Consider the following 16,806-nt stretch of genomic DNA (forward strand, 5'->3'; position numbering starts at 1 on the left):
GCAGCGCGCCGGATCACGGTCAGAGGTGTCGATGCTTGAAGCCATCCGCGGAGCGACCTCTTTCCTGCGCCAGAAACAGGTGCTGCATAAGCTCGGCGTGATCGTCAGCATTGCTGTGATCGCGGTCGCTTGCCGCGTGCTTTATCACATGCTGCGGGGCATCGATACCGGCGAGGTGCTGGAAGCGATCAAGAGCACGGAGCCCTACCAGATCGGACTCGCGGCGCTGTTCGTGGCCGCCGGCTATTTCACCCTGACGTTCTACGATCTGTTCGCGGTGCGTGCGATCGGGCACCGCCACGTGCCCTATCGGATCAACGCGCTGGCCGCCTTCACCAGCTATTCGATCGGCCACAATGTCGGCGCGAGCGTCTTTACCGGCGGTGCGGTGCGCTATCGGATCTATTCGGCCTGGGGGCTGAATGCGATCGATGTCGCCAAGATCTGCTTCCTCGCCGGGCTCACTTTTTGGCTGGGCAACGCCGCGGTGCTCGGGCTTGGCATCACCTATCATCCGGAAGCTGCCGCCGCCATCGACCAGCTGCCGCCCTGGCTGAACCGCGTGGTCGCGATCGCAATCCTGATGGGGCTGTTCGGCTATGTGGCCTGGGTCTGGACCAAGCCGCGCATGGTCGGCCGCGGACCCTGGACGGTCATGCTGCCTGGCGGTCCGCTCACCCTCCTCCAGGTCGCGATCGGCATCCTTGACCTCGGTTTTTGCGCCCTGGCGATGTATGTGCTGGTCCCGGACGAGCCCAATCTCGGCTTCGTCGTGGTCGCCGTGATCTTCGTTTCGGCGACTCTCCTGGGATTTGCGAGCCATTCGCCAGGCGGGCTCGGCGTGTTCGATGCCGCCATGCTGGTGGGGCTCTGGCAGATGGACCGGGAGGAGCTGCTTGCCGGCATGCTGCTGTTCCGAATGCTCTATTATCTCGCCCCCTTCGTCATATCTGTAATCTTGCTGACGTTTCGCGAGATTATCATCAGTGCCCGGTCCAAACGGCTACGTCAGGCCGCCCTCCACTTCGAAGCAGGACGAGCGCACGAAGCCGCTTATGTGACCGAGCACAGGGATGCCGGCGTGTGACCCGGCCGCGGGATGCTCCGCAGGCCGAGGGAACAGTGATCCGGAAAATCTTGGTCAAGAGGCGCGCAGATGAAGCGCAGATATCGCTTCTCCAATCCTCAATGAGAGCTGCAGGACGCGGTGCAGAAATCTGACAGCGACAGCCCGATAGCACTGGACGGTCCATCACCGTCTTCTCCGGCCGCCTTCTCGCCCTGGCCGGACCGGCTCCGGCACTCCGCAATCATCCTCCTGGTGGCCGCGCTCGCGCTCGGCGTGCTCGTGTTGCGCGACGAGCTCCTGCCGTTCCGGGCGGCTGCGGTGTTCCTCTGCATCGCCGCCGCTGCGCTGGTGCCCTGGCGCCTGCACAGCGCCGTGACAACGCGGGAGGATGTGTTCCGTGGCAGCAATCCCGTGGAGGCCCCCGCCGTCAATGCAGTGGTGGCCGGCATGCCCGATCCCGTGGTGCTGCTCGACCGCGCCGGTCGTGTCATCCACCTCAATGAGGCGGCGGCGCAGCTGGCGCCGGCGCTGCGCAAGAACGAGCTCGCTCAATTCGCGCTGCGCTCTCCCGAAATCATCACGGCGTTGCGGGAAGCCATTGCCACCACCGAGCCCCGTCGCGCCACCTATCACGACCATGTGCCGGTCGATCGCTGGATGGAGCTGATCATCACGCCGGTCCCGGTTCCGACCGCCTTCGGCGGCACCGAGAAGTGCATGCTGATGACGTTCCATGACCTGACGCCGCTGCGCCGGGTCGAGGAGATGCGCGCCGACTTTGTCGCTAATGCAAGTCATGAGCTTCGTACGCCGCTGGCGGCACTGTCCGGCTTCATCGACACCCTGCAGGGACCGGCCAAGGACGATCCCAGGGCGCGCGAGCGCTTCCTCGGCATCATGCATACCCAGGCCGGGCGAATGGCCCGCCTGATCGACGATCTGTTGTCGCTGTCCCGGGTCGAGCTCTCCGCGCATGTTCGGCCGGATGCGACCGTTGACCTGATCCCGATCATCCACCAGGTGGCCGACGGGCTCGAACCCTTGGCACGCGAGCGTCAGGTCAAGGTCGAGATCGATCTGCCGGAGACCCCCGTCACCATTGCCGGCGACCGGGAGGAGCTGCTCCGCCTGTTCGAGAATCTGATCGAGAACGCCCTGAAATACGGCGCCTCGGGCGGCCGCGTCATTGTGTCGCTGACCTCGGCAGTCTCAGGTGAGGGAACCCCGGAAATCCGGGTCAAGGTGCGGGACTTCGGCCCCGGTATCGCGCCCGAGCACCTGCCCCGGCTGACCGAGCGCTTCTACCGGGTTGATGTCGGCGACAGCCGCGCGCAGGGCGGGACGGGGCTCGGATTATCGCTGGTGAAACACATTCTTAACCGCCACCGCGGCCGTCTTTTGATCGAAAGTGTGCCCAAAAATGGAGCAACTTTCACCGCCTGTTTCCCCCAGCCAAAGCCGCCATTCGGGGCATAAAAGCCTGTAGCTGCAATGGTTTGATCCATGTCATCCGACTGTCATCAAACCTTTATAAAAGCGGCAACGAGGCACCTTAAAGGGGCCGGCGGGAGCGCAGTCGGGCGCGCGTGGCGCTTCGCTCCCCAAATGGGAGACCAGCAATGAATTTCTTCAAAGCTATCGTCGCTGCCGGCCTGGTCGCCGCATCGACGTCGGCCTTTGCCGCCGACATCACCGGAGCGGGCGCGACGTTCCCGTTCCCGATCTATTCCAAGTGGGCTGACGCCTACAAGAAGGAGACGGGCAACGGTCTGAACTATCAGTCGATCGGCTCCGGCGGCGGCATCAAGCAGATCCAGGCCAAGACCGTGACCTTCGGCGCCACCGACGCGCCGCTGAAGGCCGAGCAGCTCGAGAAGGACGGCCTGGTCCAGTGGCCGATGGTGATGGGCGGCATCGTCCCGGTCGTGAATCTCGAAGGCGTGAAGCCGGGCGAGATGGTGCTCGACGGTCCGACCCTCGCCGAGATCTACCTCGGCAAGATCACCAAGTGGGACGACGCGGCGATCAAGAAGCTGAACCCGAAGGTGAAGCTGCCGTCCGAGGCGATCTCGGTCGTGCGTCGTTCGGACGGTTCGGGCACCACCTTCAACTTCACCACCTATCTCTCCGACGTCAGCCCCGAGTGGAAGAGCAAGATCGGCGCGAACACGGCCGTGGAGTGGCCGACCGGCGTCGGCGCCAAGGGCAATGAGGGCGTGTCCGGCAATATCAGCCAGACCAAGAACTCGATCGGCTATGTCGAGTATGCCTATGCCAAGCAGAACAAGCTGACCTACACCGGCATGATCAACAAGGCCGGCAAGACCGTGCAGCCGACCGTGGAGGCGTTCCAGGCCGCCGCCTCGAATGCGGATTGGGCCCATGCGCCGGGCTATTACGTTGTCCTGGCCGACCAGCCGGGCGACAAGTCCTGGCCGATGACGGCGGCGACCTTCATCCTGATGCACAAGGAGCCGGCCGACAAGGCGGCCTCCGCCGAAGCCATCAAGTTCTTCAAGTGGTCGTTCGAGAAGGGCGCCAAGATGGCTGAGGAGCTCGACTACATCCCGATGCCCGACAACGTCGTGAAGATGATCGAGAAGACCTGGTCGTCCGACATCAAGAGCTAAGCCGCTCCTTCGAATGTGGCCCCTCTCCCAGGCGTGGGAGAGGGGACGTCGACGACGCAGGTGCTGGTGCAGAAGTGCGAGTACACAAGCACAAGTGCGCAAGTACAAGTACGCAAGTACAGGTCTATCAGAAACAGGGGGCGGACTTGGCAGAGATGGCCGTTCAAAGCGACGCAAGCACTGTCAGCGATGCCGCCGGACCCTATGACCGCGCCCGGGCGCTGAGCGCCTTCAAGTTTGGCGACGTCACCTTCTACTGGATCACCCGCCTGTCGGCGATTTCGGTGCTGCTCATCCTCGGCGGCATCATCCTGTCACTGATCATCGGCGCCTGGCCGGCAATGAAGGAATATGGCTTCGAGTTCCTGTGGACGCGCCGCTGGGCGCCGTCAGCCGATCCGCCCGTGCTGGGTGCGCTGGGACCGATCTACGGCACGCTGGTGTCGTCCTTTATCGCGATGCTGATCGCCATCCCGGTCGGTCTCGGCATTGCGATCTTCCTCACCGAGCTCTGCCCGCAATGGCTGCGCCGCCCGATCGGCATCGCCATCGAGCTGCTCGCCGGCATCCCGTCGATCATCTACGGCATGTGGGGCTTCTTCGTGCTGGGGCCGTTCCTGGCCTACACGTTCCAGCCGTTCATGATCAGCCTGTGCGCCAACATTCCGATCCTGCAGGACATCTTCGCCGGGCCGCCGTCCTATCTCAGCCTGTTCAATGCCTCGCTGATCCTGGCCATCATGGTGCTGCCCTTCATCACTTCGATTTCGGTGGACGTGTTCAAGACCGTGCCACCGGTCTTGAAGGAGGCCGCCTATGGCGTCGGCTGCACCACCTGGGAGGTCGTGCGCAGCGTGGTGATCCCTTACACCCGGGTCGGCGTCATCGGCGGCATCATGCTGGCGCTCGGCCGGGCGCTCGGCGAGACCATGGCAGTGACGTTCATCATCGGCAACTCGTTCCGCATCTCCTCGTCGATCTTCGCGCCGGGCACCACGATCTCGGCGGCGATCGCATCGGAATTCCAGGAGAGCGACGGTTTGCACCAGTCGGCCCTGATTCTGCTCGGACTGTTGCTGTTCGTTCTCACCTTCTTCGTGCTCGCCGGCGCGCGCCTGATGCTGCTGCGGCTCGAAGCCAAGGCCGGAAAATAAGCCGGATGGATAGGGCAGGAGAGATCGCATGACGTCTACCGATACGCCCATCAATCCGGCCAACCGGATCTATGGCCGCCGCCGCCGCAAGGACATCTTCGTCCGTGCGCTGTGCGTGCTTGCCGCGCTGTTCGGCGTGACCTGGCTCGCACTGATCCTGATCGATCTGCTCTACCAGGGCCTGGCTGGCCTGACCGTGCAGGTCTTCGCGACCGATACGCCGCCGCCGGGATCGAGCGACGGCGGCCTGCGCAACGCCATCGTAGGCTCGATCATCATGACGGTCTTCGGCGTCGGCGTCGGTGCTCCACTCGGCTTGTTCGCCGGCACCTACCTCGCCGAGTATGGTCGCCATGACCGGTTGACTTCGGTGATCCGTTTCATCAACGACATCCTGCTCTCTGCCCCATCCATCATCATCGGCCTGTTCATCTATGGCGCGGTCGTGGTTCCGATGGGCGGCTTCTCGGCCATCGCGGGCTGTCTGGCGCTTGCCGTGATCGTGATTCCGGTCGTGCTGCGCACCACCGAGGACATGCTGCTGCTGGTGCCCAATCCGCTGCGTGAGGCCGCCTCCGCACTTGGCCTGCCGCGTTCGCTGGTGATCCGGCGCATCGCCTATCGCGCGGCGCGCTCCGGCTTGATCACGGGCGTCCTGCTGGCGACCGCTCGCGTGGCCGGCGAGACCGCGCCGCTCCTGTTCACTGCGTTGTCGAACCAGTTCTGGAGCCTCGATCTTACCCACACGATGGCCAACCTGCCGGTGACCATCAACAACTTCGTCCAGAGCCCCTATGCCTATTGGAAGCAGCTGGCCTGGACCGGGGCCCTTTTGATTACCTTGACCGTACTTGCCCTGAACATCGGGGCCCGCATTCTGGGCGCCGAGAGGAGCGCAAAATGACCGACATGTCTGTTTCCGTCTCAAGTCCGGCGGGCGTCATTCCGAACAAATCCTTGCCGGACGCTCCGGCGAAGGTGACGGTCCGGAACCTGAACTTTTATTACGGCGATCACCATGCGCTGAAGAACATCAACCTGTCGCTCGGAACCAACCGGGTGACGGCCTTCATCGGACCGTCCGGCTGCGGCAAGTCCACGCTGCTGCGCATCTTCAACCGGATGTATGATCTGTATCCGGGCCAGCGCGCCGAAGGCCAGCTGATGCTGGACAACACCAACATCCTCGACCCCAAGCTCGACCTGAACCTCTTGCGTGCGCGCGTCGGCATGGTGTTCCAGAAGCCGACGCCGTTCCCGATGACGATCTACGAGAACATCGCCTTCGGCATCCGCCTGTATGAGAAGATCTCCAAATCCGAGATGGATGACCGCGTCGAGAAGGCGTTGCGCGGCGGCGCGCTGTGGAACGAGGTCAAGGACAAGCTCAACGCCTCGGGCCTGAGCCTTTCCGGCGGCCAGCAACAGCGTCTCTGTATTGCCCGCACCGTTGCGGTGCGTCCCGAGGTGATCCTGTTCGACGAGCCGTGCTCGGCGCTCGATCCGATCTCGACCGCCAAGGTCGAGGAGTTGATCCAGGAGCTGTCGGACAACTACACGATCGCGATCGTGACCCACAACATGCAGCAGGCGGCCCGCGTCTCCGACAAGACCGCCTTCATGTATCTCGGCGAGCTGATCGAGTTCGACGATACCAGCAAGATCTTCACCTCGCCGAGCGATCGGCGGACCCAGGACTACATCACCGGCCGCTTCGGCTGATGCCGGAAACGGACCCCTTGCATCGGTCGGCAAGGGGCAGTTGGCTGAGGCAGCGAGACCCGAATTGACGCGCCGGACTACGACGGCATTGCCGAGGAGATAGAGATGGCCAGTGAACATACCGTCAAGGCGTTTGACAGCGACCTGCAGGAGCTGACGCGGCTGGTCGCGGAGATGGGCGGCTTGGCCGAGCGGCTGATCGTGGATTCCGTCGACGCGCTGGTGCGGCGCGACGTCGCGCTCGGCGAGCGGGTGATCCAGACGGACGCCGAGATCGACAGTCTGCAGCGGCTGATCGAGGAGCGCGCGGTGCTCACCATCGCCCGCCGGCAGCCGATGGCGGTGGACCTGCGCGAGATCGTCGGCGCGATGCGGGTTGCGACCGACCTCGAGCGGATCGGCGACCTCGCCAAGAACATCGGCAAGCGCGTCGCCGCGCTGGAGAGCGATTTCCATCCCTTGAAGCTGATCCGCGGTTTGGAGCACATGACCGACCTGGTGCAGTCGCAGGTCAAGTCGGTGCTCGACGCCTATGCCGCCCACGATCTGCCGGCGGCGATGACGGTGTGGAAGGGCGACGAGGAGGTCGACGCCATCTGCACCTCGCTGTTCCGCGAGCTGCTCACCTACATGATGGAAGATCCCCGCAACATCTCGTTCTGCATTCACCTGATGTTCTGCGCCAAGAACATCGAACGGATCGGCGATCATGCGACCAACATCGCGGAAACCGTGTTCTACATGATCGAAGGCCAGCCGATGATCGACAAGCGTCCGAAGGGCGACATGACGTCCTTCGCGGCCACCGCCCCCGGAAACTGAGAGAGAAGCTGAGCGATGAGTGCGCGCATTCTGGTTGTGGAAGACGAGGAAGCGCTGACGACGCTGCTGCGCTACAATCTCGAGACCGAAGGTTACGAGGTCGAGACGGTTGCGCGCGGCGACGACGCCGACACGCGACTGAAGGAACGGGTGCCCGATCTCGTGGTGCTGGACTGGATGCTGCCGGGGCTGTCCGGCATCGAGCTGTGCCGGCGCCTGCGCGCCCGGCCCGAGACCAAGCAGCTGCCGATCATCATGCTGACGGCGCGCGGTGAGGAGAGCGAGCGGGTCCGCGGGCTCGCCACCGGGGCGGACGATTACATCGTCAAGCCGTTCTCGGTGCCCGAGCTGTTGGCCCGCGTGAAGGGTCTGCTCCGTCGCGCGAGCCCCGAACGGCTCGCCACCGTGCTCGCCTATGGCGACATCGAGCTCGATCGCGAGAAGCGCCGCGTCGCCCGCTCCGGCCGGCCGATCGATCTCGGGCCGACCGAATATCGGCTGCTCGAGTTCTTCCTGGAACATCCGGGCCGCGTGTTCAGCCGCGAGCAGCTGCTCGACAGCGTCTGGGGCCGCGACATCTACATCGACGAGCGTACGGTGGACGTGCACATCGGACGCTTGCGCAAGCTGCTCAATCCGGGACGCGAACAGGATCCGATCCGCACCGTGCGTGGCGCGGGCTATGCGCTCGACGACCGCTTTGCGAAGGCGGAATCGTGAGCTGAGGGCGATCGCGCAGCGACAAACAGCACCCGATCAAAGGCGGAGCTTCGGCTCCGCCTTTTTTGTCATGACAAGCGCGCTTGCAACGTGCGCCGCCGTCATCCCGGCGAACGCCGGTACCCATAACCGCAAATGCTGATGATAGAGCTGCAGCTGTAGCTAACATCCATCATAACCACGCCCGCCGGTGGTTATGGGTCCCCGCGTTCGCGGGGACGACAGCTGATGGCTGAGCTAACAGCGCGTCCAAGATGCGCAACAGATCAGCGTGCCGGGCTCTTGCCGGGGTGACGACGGCGATCGGCCGCGGGCTGATAGGCGATGCGCGAATGCTGCGCGCAATAGGGCAGGCCGTTCAGCGCCTTGCCGCCGCAGAAGAAGAAGTCCGCGCTGGCGGGATCGCCGACCGGCCAGTGGCAGGTGCCTTCGCGGAGCTCGAGCAGCGACAGCCGCTGGTTCATCGGCACCACATTGTCGAAGGTGATCGGATCGGGCTCCGTCTCGACCTCGAACACCTGGGCGAGCGCGGTGTTGCCGCGCGCCACCGGGCGGGCCACCCGCATCATCGGCTGAGCGGGGCGGGCCTTGCGCTGACGCGGAGCGGCGGCGGCAGGGCTCTTGGCACGGCCGGAGAGGCCGAGCCTGTGGACCTTGCCGATCACGGCGTTGCGCGTCACATTTCCGAGCTCCGCTGCGATCTGGCTGGCCGACAGTCCGGCCTCCCAGAGCTTTTTCAACTGCTCGACGCGATCGTCTGACCAGGTCAATACCGTCATCGCACCTTTCCCTTCGCGTTTCGCTGGCCAGTTTCGGGACAGCGCTGCGGTGCCAAACTCACGAAAATCCCTGCTCGCAGAATCCCTTAGCCCTCGCCGGGCGCGAGATGCGCGCCCGGACGTGTACGCCGAACCACCGAACTCTTAAGGATCAGACCTGCTGCACGAGATGTCGTACTCGATGCGAAAAACGCTACAATATGCCGTGACTCCCGCGCAAGAGTCGGGGGCCACCGTCCACACCTTCCGTCGATGTGGACCGGGAACGCTTAGCACTGTCATCGACCGGAAACCCCACCTGTTCCGCGCTGAGGCGGCTGGCTCACGCGTGTTGACAGCGAACGTCCTGCGCATACAATAGTTGTCCGTGCCGCCTTGAAAAGGCGGCACATTTTGTTTTCCAGGGCCGGGTCCCGGGTGCGCGATGGCGCTGCTTTGCGCCTCCTCGTGCGCGTCTTGACCGGCCCGTCAGCTCAAGTGATCAGCCATGACGGACGTCGCGTCGCATCTGCTCCCCGTATTTGCCCGGATCGATCTCGCCTTCGAGCGCGGCGAGGGCGCCTGGCTGATCGCGACCAATGGCGAGCGCTATCTCGACTTCACCTCCGGCGTCGCCGTGAATGCGCTGGGTCACGCGCATCCGCATTTGGTGAAGGCGCTGCAGGAGCAGGCGACCAAGCTCTGGCACATGTCGAACCTGTTCAAGAGCCCGGACGGCGAGCGGCTTGCGGCGCGGCTGTGCGAGCAGAGCTTCGCCGACTACGTGTTCTTCGCCAATTCCGGCGCCGAAGCGATGGAATGCGCGATCAAGATCACGCGCAAGCATCACGCCGCCAAGGGGCATCCGGAACGTTACCGCATCGTTACGTTCGAGGGCGCGTTCCACGGCCGCACGCTGGCGACGCTCGCGGCCACCGGCTCGGCCAAATATCTCGACGGCTTCGGCCCGCCGATGGATGGTTTCGACCAAGTCCCGCTCGGCGATCTCGAAGCGGTGAAGAAGGCGATCGGCCCGCACACCGCGGGCATCTTGATCGAGCCGGTGCAAGGTGAGGGTGGCGTGCGCACCGCGCCGCTGGGCTTCTACAAGGCCCTGCGCGAGCTCTGCAACGCGCACGGCCTGCTGCTCGTGTTCGACGAGGTGCAGACTGGCATGGGCCGCACCGGCGAGCTGTTCGCGCATCGCTGGCTCGGGGTCGAGCCCGACGTGATGTCGCTGGCGAAAGCGCTCGGCGGCGGTTTCCCGATCGGCGCGTGCCTCGCCACGGCCGATGCTGCGGCCGGCATGACGGCGGGCTCGCATGGTTCGACCTTCGGCGGCAACCCGCTGGCGGTGGCCGCGGCCAATGCGGTGCTGGACGTGATGCTGGCGCCGGGCTTCTTCGAGCACGCGCGCAAGATGTCGCTGCTGCTCAAGCAGAAGCTCGCCGCCGTGATCGATCGCCACCCGGAGGTGATCTCCGAGGTCCGCGGCGAAGGTCTCTTGATCGGCATCAAGGCCGTGGTTCCGTCGGCCGATCTGATCGCGGCGCTCCGCGACGAGAAGCTGTTGACCGTCGGCGCCGGCGACAACGTGGTGCGCTTCCTGCCGCCCTTGATCGTCAACGAAACCGAGATCGAAGAGTCGGTGCAGCGGCTCGATCGCGCCTGTACGGCGCTATCGAGCGGTCAGTCGAAGCAGGCAGCCGCGTCATGAGTAAGACCCCCCGTCATTTCCTCGACATATCTGAGGTTCCGCTACCCGAGCTGCGCTCCATGCTCGCGCTGTCCAGCGACATGAAGAAGAAGCTGAAGGCGCACGAGCCGGCGAAGAAGCCGCTCGAGGGCAAGGTGTTGGCGATGATCTTCGAGAAGCCCTCGACGCGCACCCGCGTCTCCTTCGACGTCGGCATGCGCCAGCTCGGCGGCGAGTCGATCATGCTGACCGGCGCCGAAATGCAGCTCGGCCGCGGCGAGACCATCGCCGACACCGCGCGCGTGCTGTCGCGTTATGTCGATGCCATCATGATACGGATCCTGAGCCACGATGCGCTGCTCGAGCTCGCGGAGTATGCCACCGTGCCCGTCATCAACGGGCTGACGCGGCGCTCGCATCCCTGCCAGGTGATGGCCGACGTGATGACGTTCGAGGAGCACCGCGGGTCCATCGAGGGCCGTACCGTGGCCTGGAGCGGCGACGACAACAACGTTTTGGCCTCCTGGGCCCACGCCGCGGAGCGCTTCAACTTCAGGCTCAATGTCGCGACCCCGCCGCAGCTCGCGCCGGGCAAGGTGATGAAGGATTTCATCCGCGCCACGAACGCGGATATTCGCCTTGGCCATGATCCGGAAGAGGCGGTTGCGGGCGCTGATTGCGTCGTCACCGATACCTGGGTGTCGATGGGCGACAAGGACGGCGAGCATCGCCACAATCTGCTCAAGCCCTATCAGGTCAATTCCAAGCTGATGTCGCTGGCAAAGCAGGACGCGATCTTCATGCACTGTCTGCCCGCCCATCGCGGCGAGGAGGTCACCGACGAGGTGATCGACGGCCCGCAATCGGTGGTGTTCGACGAGGCCGAAAACCGCCTGCATGCCCAGAAGGGCATTCTGGCCTGGTGCTTTGGGGCGGGAGCTTAAGGCCGCTCCACGAGCTGACGAACGATCTCGCCGTAGGTGCGCCGCGATTCATCACGAGCCGCCCGTTCAAGCAGTATATTCTGGATTTCGTCTGTTTCGAACGGCGGCTCGTGATCGAGATCGATGGAAGCCAGCACGCGTCATCGGCGACTGACGTCGCAAGAGATCATGTACTCGCGCTCGAGGGGTTCGCTGTTGCGCGGTACTGGAACAATGATGTGCTGCAGCGTCGAACGGCTGTCATGGAAGATATTCTCGCAAGGCTCGGCGCGGGGTGAAAGACCCCTCACCCGGCGCGCTGTCGCTGCGCGTCATCGCGCCACCCTCTCCCACAAGGGGAGAGGGTGCACTGAGCTCGGCGCGAGAGCAGAGGTCCATCGCCCCTTTCCATTTACTATCATCGACCCCATCTAGAGGCCCATGATGGCCAATTCTCCCGACATTGAAATCAAACTTCAAAGCGATATCCGCGCGCCGTCGGCCGTGCCGGTCGACGACGCCGTGCTGCCGTTCGAGGTCGCAGCGCTGGATCTGCGGGGACGGCTGACCCGCATGGGGCCGGCGCTCGACGATATCCTGACCAAGCACGCTTATCCCGCGCCCGTCGGCAAGCTGCTGGGCGAGGCGATCGTGCTGACGACCCTGCTCGGCTCGTCCCTGAAGTTCGAGGGTCGCTTCATCCTGCAGACCCAGACCGACGGCCCGGTCTCGTTCCTGGTGGTCGACTTCCAGGCGCCTGACCGGCTGCGCGCCTATGCGCGCTATGACGAAGCCCGGCTGTCCGAGGCCAAGGATTCCGGCTCCCTGCTCGGCAAGGGCCATCTGGCGATGACGATCGATCAGGGGCCGGACATGAGCCGCTACCAGGGTCTGGTCGCGCTCAACGGCGGCAGCCTGGAAGAGGCCGCGCACGAATATTTCCTGCGCTCCGAACAGATCCCGACCCGCGTGCGGCTTGCGGTCGGCGAGGAATGGAGCGGCGGCAAGCATCGTTGGCGCGCCGGTGGGCTGTTGACGCAGTTTCTGCCGAAGGCGCCGGAGCGTGCGCGGCAGGCCGATCTGCATCCGGGCGATGCGCCCGAGGGTACCGAGGTCCACACGGTCGAGGAGGACGAGGCCTGGGTCGAGGGCCAGTCGCTGGTCGCGACTGTCGAGGATGTCGAACTGATCGATCCCGCGCTGTCGGGCGAACGCCTGCTGTATCGGCTGTTCCACGAGCGTGGCGTGCGCGTGTTCAAGGAGCATCCCTTGCAGGCGCGCTGCTCCTGCTCGCGCGATGCGGTGGCGAACATGCTGAAGAGCTTCTCAGCCCAGGACCGCGCCGACATGGTGAAGGACGACGAGGTCGTGGTCACCTGCGAGTTCTGCTCCTCGGTCTATCAGTTCACGCCGCACGAAGCCGGCGTAACGGAGAATTAGTTCGCGCTTTGCGCGAATGAGTCCGCGCGCTGCTGCCTTCGTCATTGCGAGCGGAGCGAAGCAATCCAGAGACCCGCTTCCACGATTCTGGATTGCTTCGTCGCCTCCGGCTCCTCGCAACGACGCGGAGGCAGCCCAGCTCATGGCATCGTCACATCGTCGTCCCCGCTCCATGAATTCGTTGCGAGCGCGCCTCGGCGGCCGCGGCTTCGGCCGGGGTCAGCCGCTCCAGCCGCACCGCGACGTGCTTGTGATAAGGCGTGCCGGCGATTGGATCGCGGTTGAGGCTGTCGGTCAGCGTATTGATGCGCGGGCCGTTGCTCAGTCGCTCTCCGTCGTCCGTGGGATAGGATTGGCCATAGCCGTGCGGTAGCGCGAGCTGGCCCTGGCGAATGCTGTCGTCCGCCTTGCAGCGGACCACCACCCGTCCCGCCGGTGAGCGGACCGCGATCCATTCGCCATCGCCGGCCCCGAGCGCCTCGAGATCGTGCACATTGACCAACAGCGCCCCGTCCGGGTCGGCGCGCCGCCAAGCCGGATCGCGGAAGATCTGGTTGGCGTTGAACATGCGCCGCTGCCCGGCCGCGAGCACGAACGGATAGTCCTCAGGCGCGGTCGTCTGAGCAGGATCGAGCCGATCGAGCCAATCCAGCAGCGCCGGGATAGCCAGCCGGATCTTGCGGTCGGGATGGGCAACGAGCGACCACACCTCCTGGTAAGCGTGCGTGGTGATCGCGGCGCCGCTGCGCGAGCCGACGATGGCATCGAACAGCGCATCGCCCAGCTCATGATCTGCGATCGGCCTGTCAGGGCCAAGCGCGCGCCGCACGACTTGCGGGTCGCGCTTCGCGCACATCTGTGCCGCCTGCCAGAGCGGCGCCGCCGCGGCCGTGCCGTCGGGCAGTGTGGCGCCGAGCGTGTGATACAGGATCAGCGCGCCGAGCGATGCGGCTTGCGGATTGGCGCCGATGAAGCTGCGCAGTGCCGTGGCGAAGTCGCTTCGCGATTGCCTCGCGATCTCACGCAGCGGTGCCAGCACATTGTCGCCAGGCAAGAGGCCGAGCGCACGGGCGAGGCGACTGTAGATCTCGGGCTCCGGCAGCGTGCCTTGCAGCGGCGGCAGCACGGTCGCGCGCACATGGAGGTAGTTGGTCGGGAATTCGAAATTGAATAGCGTGAACTCGGTCTTCTCGTATTGCGAGGAAGCCGGCAGCACGTAATGCGCCAGCCGCGCTGTCTCGGTCATCGCGACGTCGACCACGACGCAGAGATCGAGCGCGGACAAGGCCCTCTCCACTTCTGCTGTGTTGGCTACGGTGTTGGCTGGGTTGGAGCTGTCGACCCAGAGGCAGCGCAGCCGTTCCGGGTGATCGCTCAGGATTGCCTGCGGCAGCAGGTTCGGCGGCAACAGCCCGGCAATGATCTCGGTGTCGGCCGGCGCATAGCGTTGGTTGGGCGAATTGCTCCAGAGCGGCTGCAGCCACGAATGCAACTGGTTGGTGCCCTTCCGGCCGAAACTGCCGGTCAGCATGATCAGAAGCTTCTCCAGATAGGAGTTGAGCGTCGAGTTGACGCCTTGCTGGATGCCGAGCTCGACGCGAACGGTCATCGCCTTCGCCGCCACGATCATGTCGACGCAGCGCTCGATCTGCTCGAGCGGAATCTCGGCGGCTGCGGCCCATTCGGCGATCGGAATGCGTGCCAGCGCGGCCTTCACCTCGGTAAAGCCTGTCGTGTGATGCTGCAGGAAGTCGTGGTCGAGCGCATCGCGGCGGACGAGCGTGCCCAGGATCGCGCCGAGCAGGAACGCGTCCGCACCTGGGCGCAGTGCGAGATGCAGATCGGCCATCTCGGCGGTCTCGGTGCGGCGCGGATCGATCACGATCAGCTTGCGATTCGGGTCCTTGCGGATCTGGTTCAGATGGTCGCGCGCGTTGGGGAAGCCGTGGGCGACCCACGGATTGGCGCCGATCACGAACAGAAGATCGCAATGATGCACGTCCTCCGCGGTGTGGCAGATCTGGCTGCCGAACATGTGGCCGTTGACCCAGAAGTCCCCGGTCTTCTCCTGTGACAGCGCGTTGAACACCGAGCGCGATCCCAGCGTCCGCAGCACCGCGTTGGCGTAGGCGCCGCCGGCGTGGTTGCCCTGGCCACCGCCGCCATAGAGCGCGATGCTCTTGCCGCCGTGCCGGTCCACGATTTCGCGCAGGCGCGCCGCGATCTCGGTGATTGCCGTGTCCCAGTCGATCGCGTCGAACCCGCCGTCCGCACGCCGCCGGAGCGGGGAAGTCAGCCGGTCCTTGTGATGCGCATAATAGGGAATGCGCGCCGCCTTGTTACAGATGTATCCCTGCGATTTCGGGTTCTCGCGATCGCCACGCACCTTGGCGATGCGGCCGTCCTCGACCAGCATTTCGACGCCGCAATTGACGTAGCAGATATTGCAGGCGGATTTTTGCCATTGGGGCTTGGACATCGCGCTCCTCCACCGCTGTTTTCCATGCGGACGCGGATCATTTTACATGATGATTGTCATATCAACAAGCCGCCTCCGACGGCCATCGAGCATTTGATCGGGGATTTGCGGGAGGCCGAGGTTCTGTGATCGCGTTTCTCCGGCCACTGCCCGTCGTGCCAATCTGCCGCACGCGCGTCCGCTTGTGTCGTCGGGCAAATCAAGTTCACATTCTCCCGCGTCCCGCCTCACAAGAGGGGCGTACGCGTCGTCACGAACGTCGAGTGCGGGATGCGATGGACGTGGCATCGTCGGGCGCTATGAAGCGCAAGACGACTGGCGGTGCGGCGGACGGTCAAGTCGTATGGTCCTGGCATCCCGACGCTGATGCCCCGCGCAACGCGTCTTACGCGTTGTCGCGGACGCGACGAAGCTTCGCTTCGCGCGGAAATGGTGGCCAAAAAGCCCGGCGCACCAGGGAGAGTACGAAGCAGCCGTTAAAACCATTGCGCAGGGAAGGCCGGGATGTCCTCAGCCGAACCTGTGGTGACTGCCGCCTGCATTTCTTTCTGCAGGCGGGCCATGGGGGCGGCGAGCTCCCGGCCTTCCCTGTGCCCTCTGCTTATGAAGAGGGTGACCTGATCAGTAAAGCTCGGACGCGATGCGCCGCGAGAATGCGAGTGCATGTTCGTCGGAAAGTACAATGAAGCCGACCTGTGCTCTTTCGTCATGCCCCGCGAAGGCAACGCATCCAGTGACGCCGAGCTTCTCGGTCGATAACTGCGCTCTTTCGAATACTGAATCTCCCGGTCAAGCCGGACGACGACGGCTCGGCGAAGACCGCGAGCTAATTCAACACTCGCTTGCCGTAGGGACTGTCGAGGGAGAAAGCCGGCACTTCGATCTCGAAGCGCTCGCCGCTTTCGCTCTCCATCTCGTAGTGACCTGCCATGAAGCCCGAAGCCGTGGTGAGCGGTACGCCGGAGGTGTACTCGAAATGCTCGCCGGGCGCGAGCACGGGCTGCTCGCCGACCACGCCCTCGCCACGAACCTCCTGCCGCCGCCCGGAGCCATCGGTGATGATCCAGTGCCGGCCGCGCAGCTGGACCGTCTCCTCGCCGGTATTGGTGATCACGACGGTATAGGACCAGAAATAGCGGCCATCATCGGCCGACGACTTTTCCGGCAAGAAGTTCGGTTCGACGGTCACTTCGATCTGGCGAGTCACAGCGCGGTACATGCAAATCAGTTTAGCGGAAAGTTGGGCGGGAACCAAACACCGTGCGAACGCGCGTTGACCACAGTTCCGGATCATGAGACCTATGGTGTAGAAACCGTAGCAGCCTTAGGGCGAGCCCGGGCCGCCACGGTGGCACCAGGGCGCCACACGCGGCGAGGGCTGACGGCGACGGTA

General features: G+C 64.4%; 16 protein-coding genes. 12 read left to right on the forward strand and 4 right to left on the reverse strand.

The genetic code is table 11. The annotated features are described in order from the left end of the window. Nucleotides 1–31: 31 nt before the first annotated feature. The 8 genes from QXZ85_RS23910 (at nt 32) to phoB (ending at nt 8,117) form a co-directional block, all read left to right on the forward strand. Entirely contained in the window at nt 32–1,087 is a 1,056-nt protein-coding gene (locus QXZ85_RS23910; RefSeq protein ID WP_315702751.1) for a UPF0104 family protein, read from the forward strand. A 147-nt stretch (nt 1,088–1,234) separates the two neighbouring features. Next, nucleotides 1,235–2,545 (forward strand): ATP-binding protein, encoded by a 1,311-nt coding sequence (locus QXZ85_RS23915; RefSeq protein WP_315703175.1) that lies wholly within the window; start codon nt 1,235–1,237, stop codon nt 2,543–2,545. 143 nt (nt 2,546–2,688) lie between these two features. After that, entirely contained in the window at nt 2,689–3,699 is a 1,011-nt protein-coding gene (gene pstS / locus QXZ85_RS23920) for a phosphate ABC transporter substrate-binding protein PstS (RefSeq protein ID WP_315702752.1), read from the forward strand. A gap of 155 nt (nt 3,700–3,854) precedes the next feature. Then, complete coding sequence (gene pstC / locus QXZ85_RS23925) at nt 3,855–4,853, forward strand: phosphate ABC transporter permease subunit PstC (protein WP_315702753.1); 999 nt, start codon at nt 3,855–3,857, stop codon at nt 4,851–4,853. A 28-nt stretch (nt 4,854–4,881) separates the two neighbouring features. Next, nucleotides 4,882–5,757 carry a phosphate ABC transporter permease PstA gene (gene pstA, locus QXZ85_RS23930; RefSeq protein WP_315702754.1) on the forward strand — a complete coding sequence of 292 codons (876 nt, stop codon included), beginning with the start codon at nt 4,882–4,884 and terminating at the stop codon, nt 5,755–5,757. Beyond that, complete coding sequence (pstB, locus tag QXZ85_RS23935) at nt 5,754–6,575, forward strand: phosphate ABC transporter ATP-binding protein PstB (RefSeq protein ID WP_315702755.1); 822 nt, start codon at nt 5,754–5,756, stop codon at nt 6,573–6,575. Before pstA ends, pstB begins: the two co-directional genes overlap by 4 nt. A 105-nt stretch (nt 6,576–6,680) precedes the next feature. Further along, nucleotides 6,681–7,397: a phosphate signaling complex protein PhoU gene (gene phoU / locus QXZ85_RS23940; protein ID WP_315702756.1), complete on the forward strand. Its 717-nt coding sequence runs from the start codon at nt 6,681–6,683 to the stop codon at nt 7,395–7,397. Between the two features lie 15 nt (nt 7,398–7,412). Next, complete coding sequence (gene phoB, locus QXZ85_RS23945; protein WP_008972608.1) at nt 7,413–8,117, forward strand: phosphate regulon transcriptional regulator PhoB; 705 nt, start codon at nt 7,413–7,415, stop codon at nt 8,115–8,117. 266 nt (nt 8,118–8,383) lie between these two features. On the opposite strand, the gene QXZ85_RS23950 is transcribed toward phoB, so the two are convergent. Further along, entirely contained in the window at nt 8,384–8,896 is a 513-nt protein-coding gene (locus QXZ85_RS23950; protein ID WP_315702757.1) for a GcrA family cell cycle regulator, read from the reverse strand. Between the two features lie 487 nt (nt 8,897–9,383). On the opposite strand from QXZ85_RS23950, the gene QXZ85_RS23955 reads away from it, so the two are divergent. Then, nucleotides 9,384–10,592 carry an aspartate aminotransferase family protein gene (locus QXZ85_RS23955; RefSeq protein ID WP_315702758.1) on the forward strand — a complete coding sequence of 403 codons (1,209 nt, stop codon included), beginning with the start codon at nt 9,384–9,386 and terminating at the stop codon, nt 10,590–10,592. Further along, a complete protein-coding gene (gene argF / locus QXZ85_RS23960) occupies nt 10,589–11,515 on the forward strand; it encodes an ornithine carbamoyltransferase (RefSeq protein WP_315702759.1) in 927 nt (308 codons plus the stop codon). Before QXZ85_RS23955 ends, argF begins: the two co-directional genes overlap by 4 nt. Here the strand turns inward: argF and QXZ85_RS23965 are convergent. Beyond that, nucleotides 11,512–11,652, reverse strand: a complete 141-nt coding sequence (locus QXZ85_RS23965) for a hypothetical protein (protein WP_315703202.1) — start codon at nt 11,650–11,652, stop codon at nt 11,512–11,514. The genes argF and QXZ85_RS23965 overlap by 4 nt on opposite strands. Here QXZ85_RS23965 and QXZ85_RS23970 point away from each other — a divergent pair. Both QXZ85_RS23970 and QXZ85_RS23975 read left to right on the forward strand, forming a co-directional pair. Further along, nucleotides 11,596–11,793, forward strand: a complete 198-nt coding sequence (locus QXZ85_RS23970; protein WP_315762610.1) for a DUF559 domain-containing protein — start codon at nt 11,596–11,598, stop codon at nt 11,791–11,793. The two genes, QXZ85_RS23965 and QXZ85_RS23970, sit on opposite strands and share 57 nt — an antisense overlap. Before the next feature lie 142 nt (nt 11,794–11,935). Beyond that, nucleotides 11,936–12,934: an Hsp33 family molecular chaperone gene (locus QXZ85_RS23975; RefSeq protein WP_316165030.1), complete on the forward strand. Its 999-nt coding sequence runs from the start codon at nt 11,936–11,938 to the stop codon at nt 12,932–12,934. A 151-nt stretch (nt 12,935–13,085) separates the two neighbouring features. On the opposite strand, the gene QXZ85_RS23980 is transcribed toward QXZ85_RS23975, so the two are convergent. Together QXZ85_RS23980 and apaG are read right to left on the reverse strand one after the other, a co-directional pair. After that, the gene (locus QXZ85_RS23980) at nt 13,086–15,413 is read right to left on the reverse strand and encodes a molybdopterin-dependent oxidoreductase (RefSeq protein ID WP_315745200.1); all 2,328 of its coding nucleotides are present in this window, start codon (nt 15,411–15,413) and stop codon (nt 13,086–13,088) included. 826 nt (nt 15,414–16,239) lie between these two features. Further along, the gene (apaG, locus tag QXZ85_RS23985) at nt 16,240–16,632 is read right to left on the reverse strand and encodes a Co2+/Mg2+ efflux protein ApaG (protein WP_315702762.1); all 393 of its coding nucleotides are present in this window, start codon (nt 16,630–16,632) and stop codon (nt 16,240–16,242) included. Nucleotides 16,633–16,806 lie beyond the last annotated feature (174 nt).

This window comes from Bradyrhizobium sp. SZCCHNGR1005 (assembly GCF_032489995.1).
Lineage (GTDB): Bacteria > Pseudomonadota > Alphaproteobacteria > Rhizobiales > Xanthobacteraceae > Bradyrhizobium.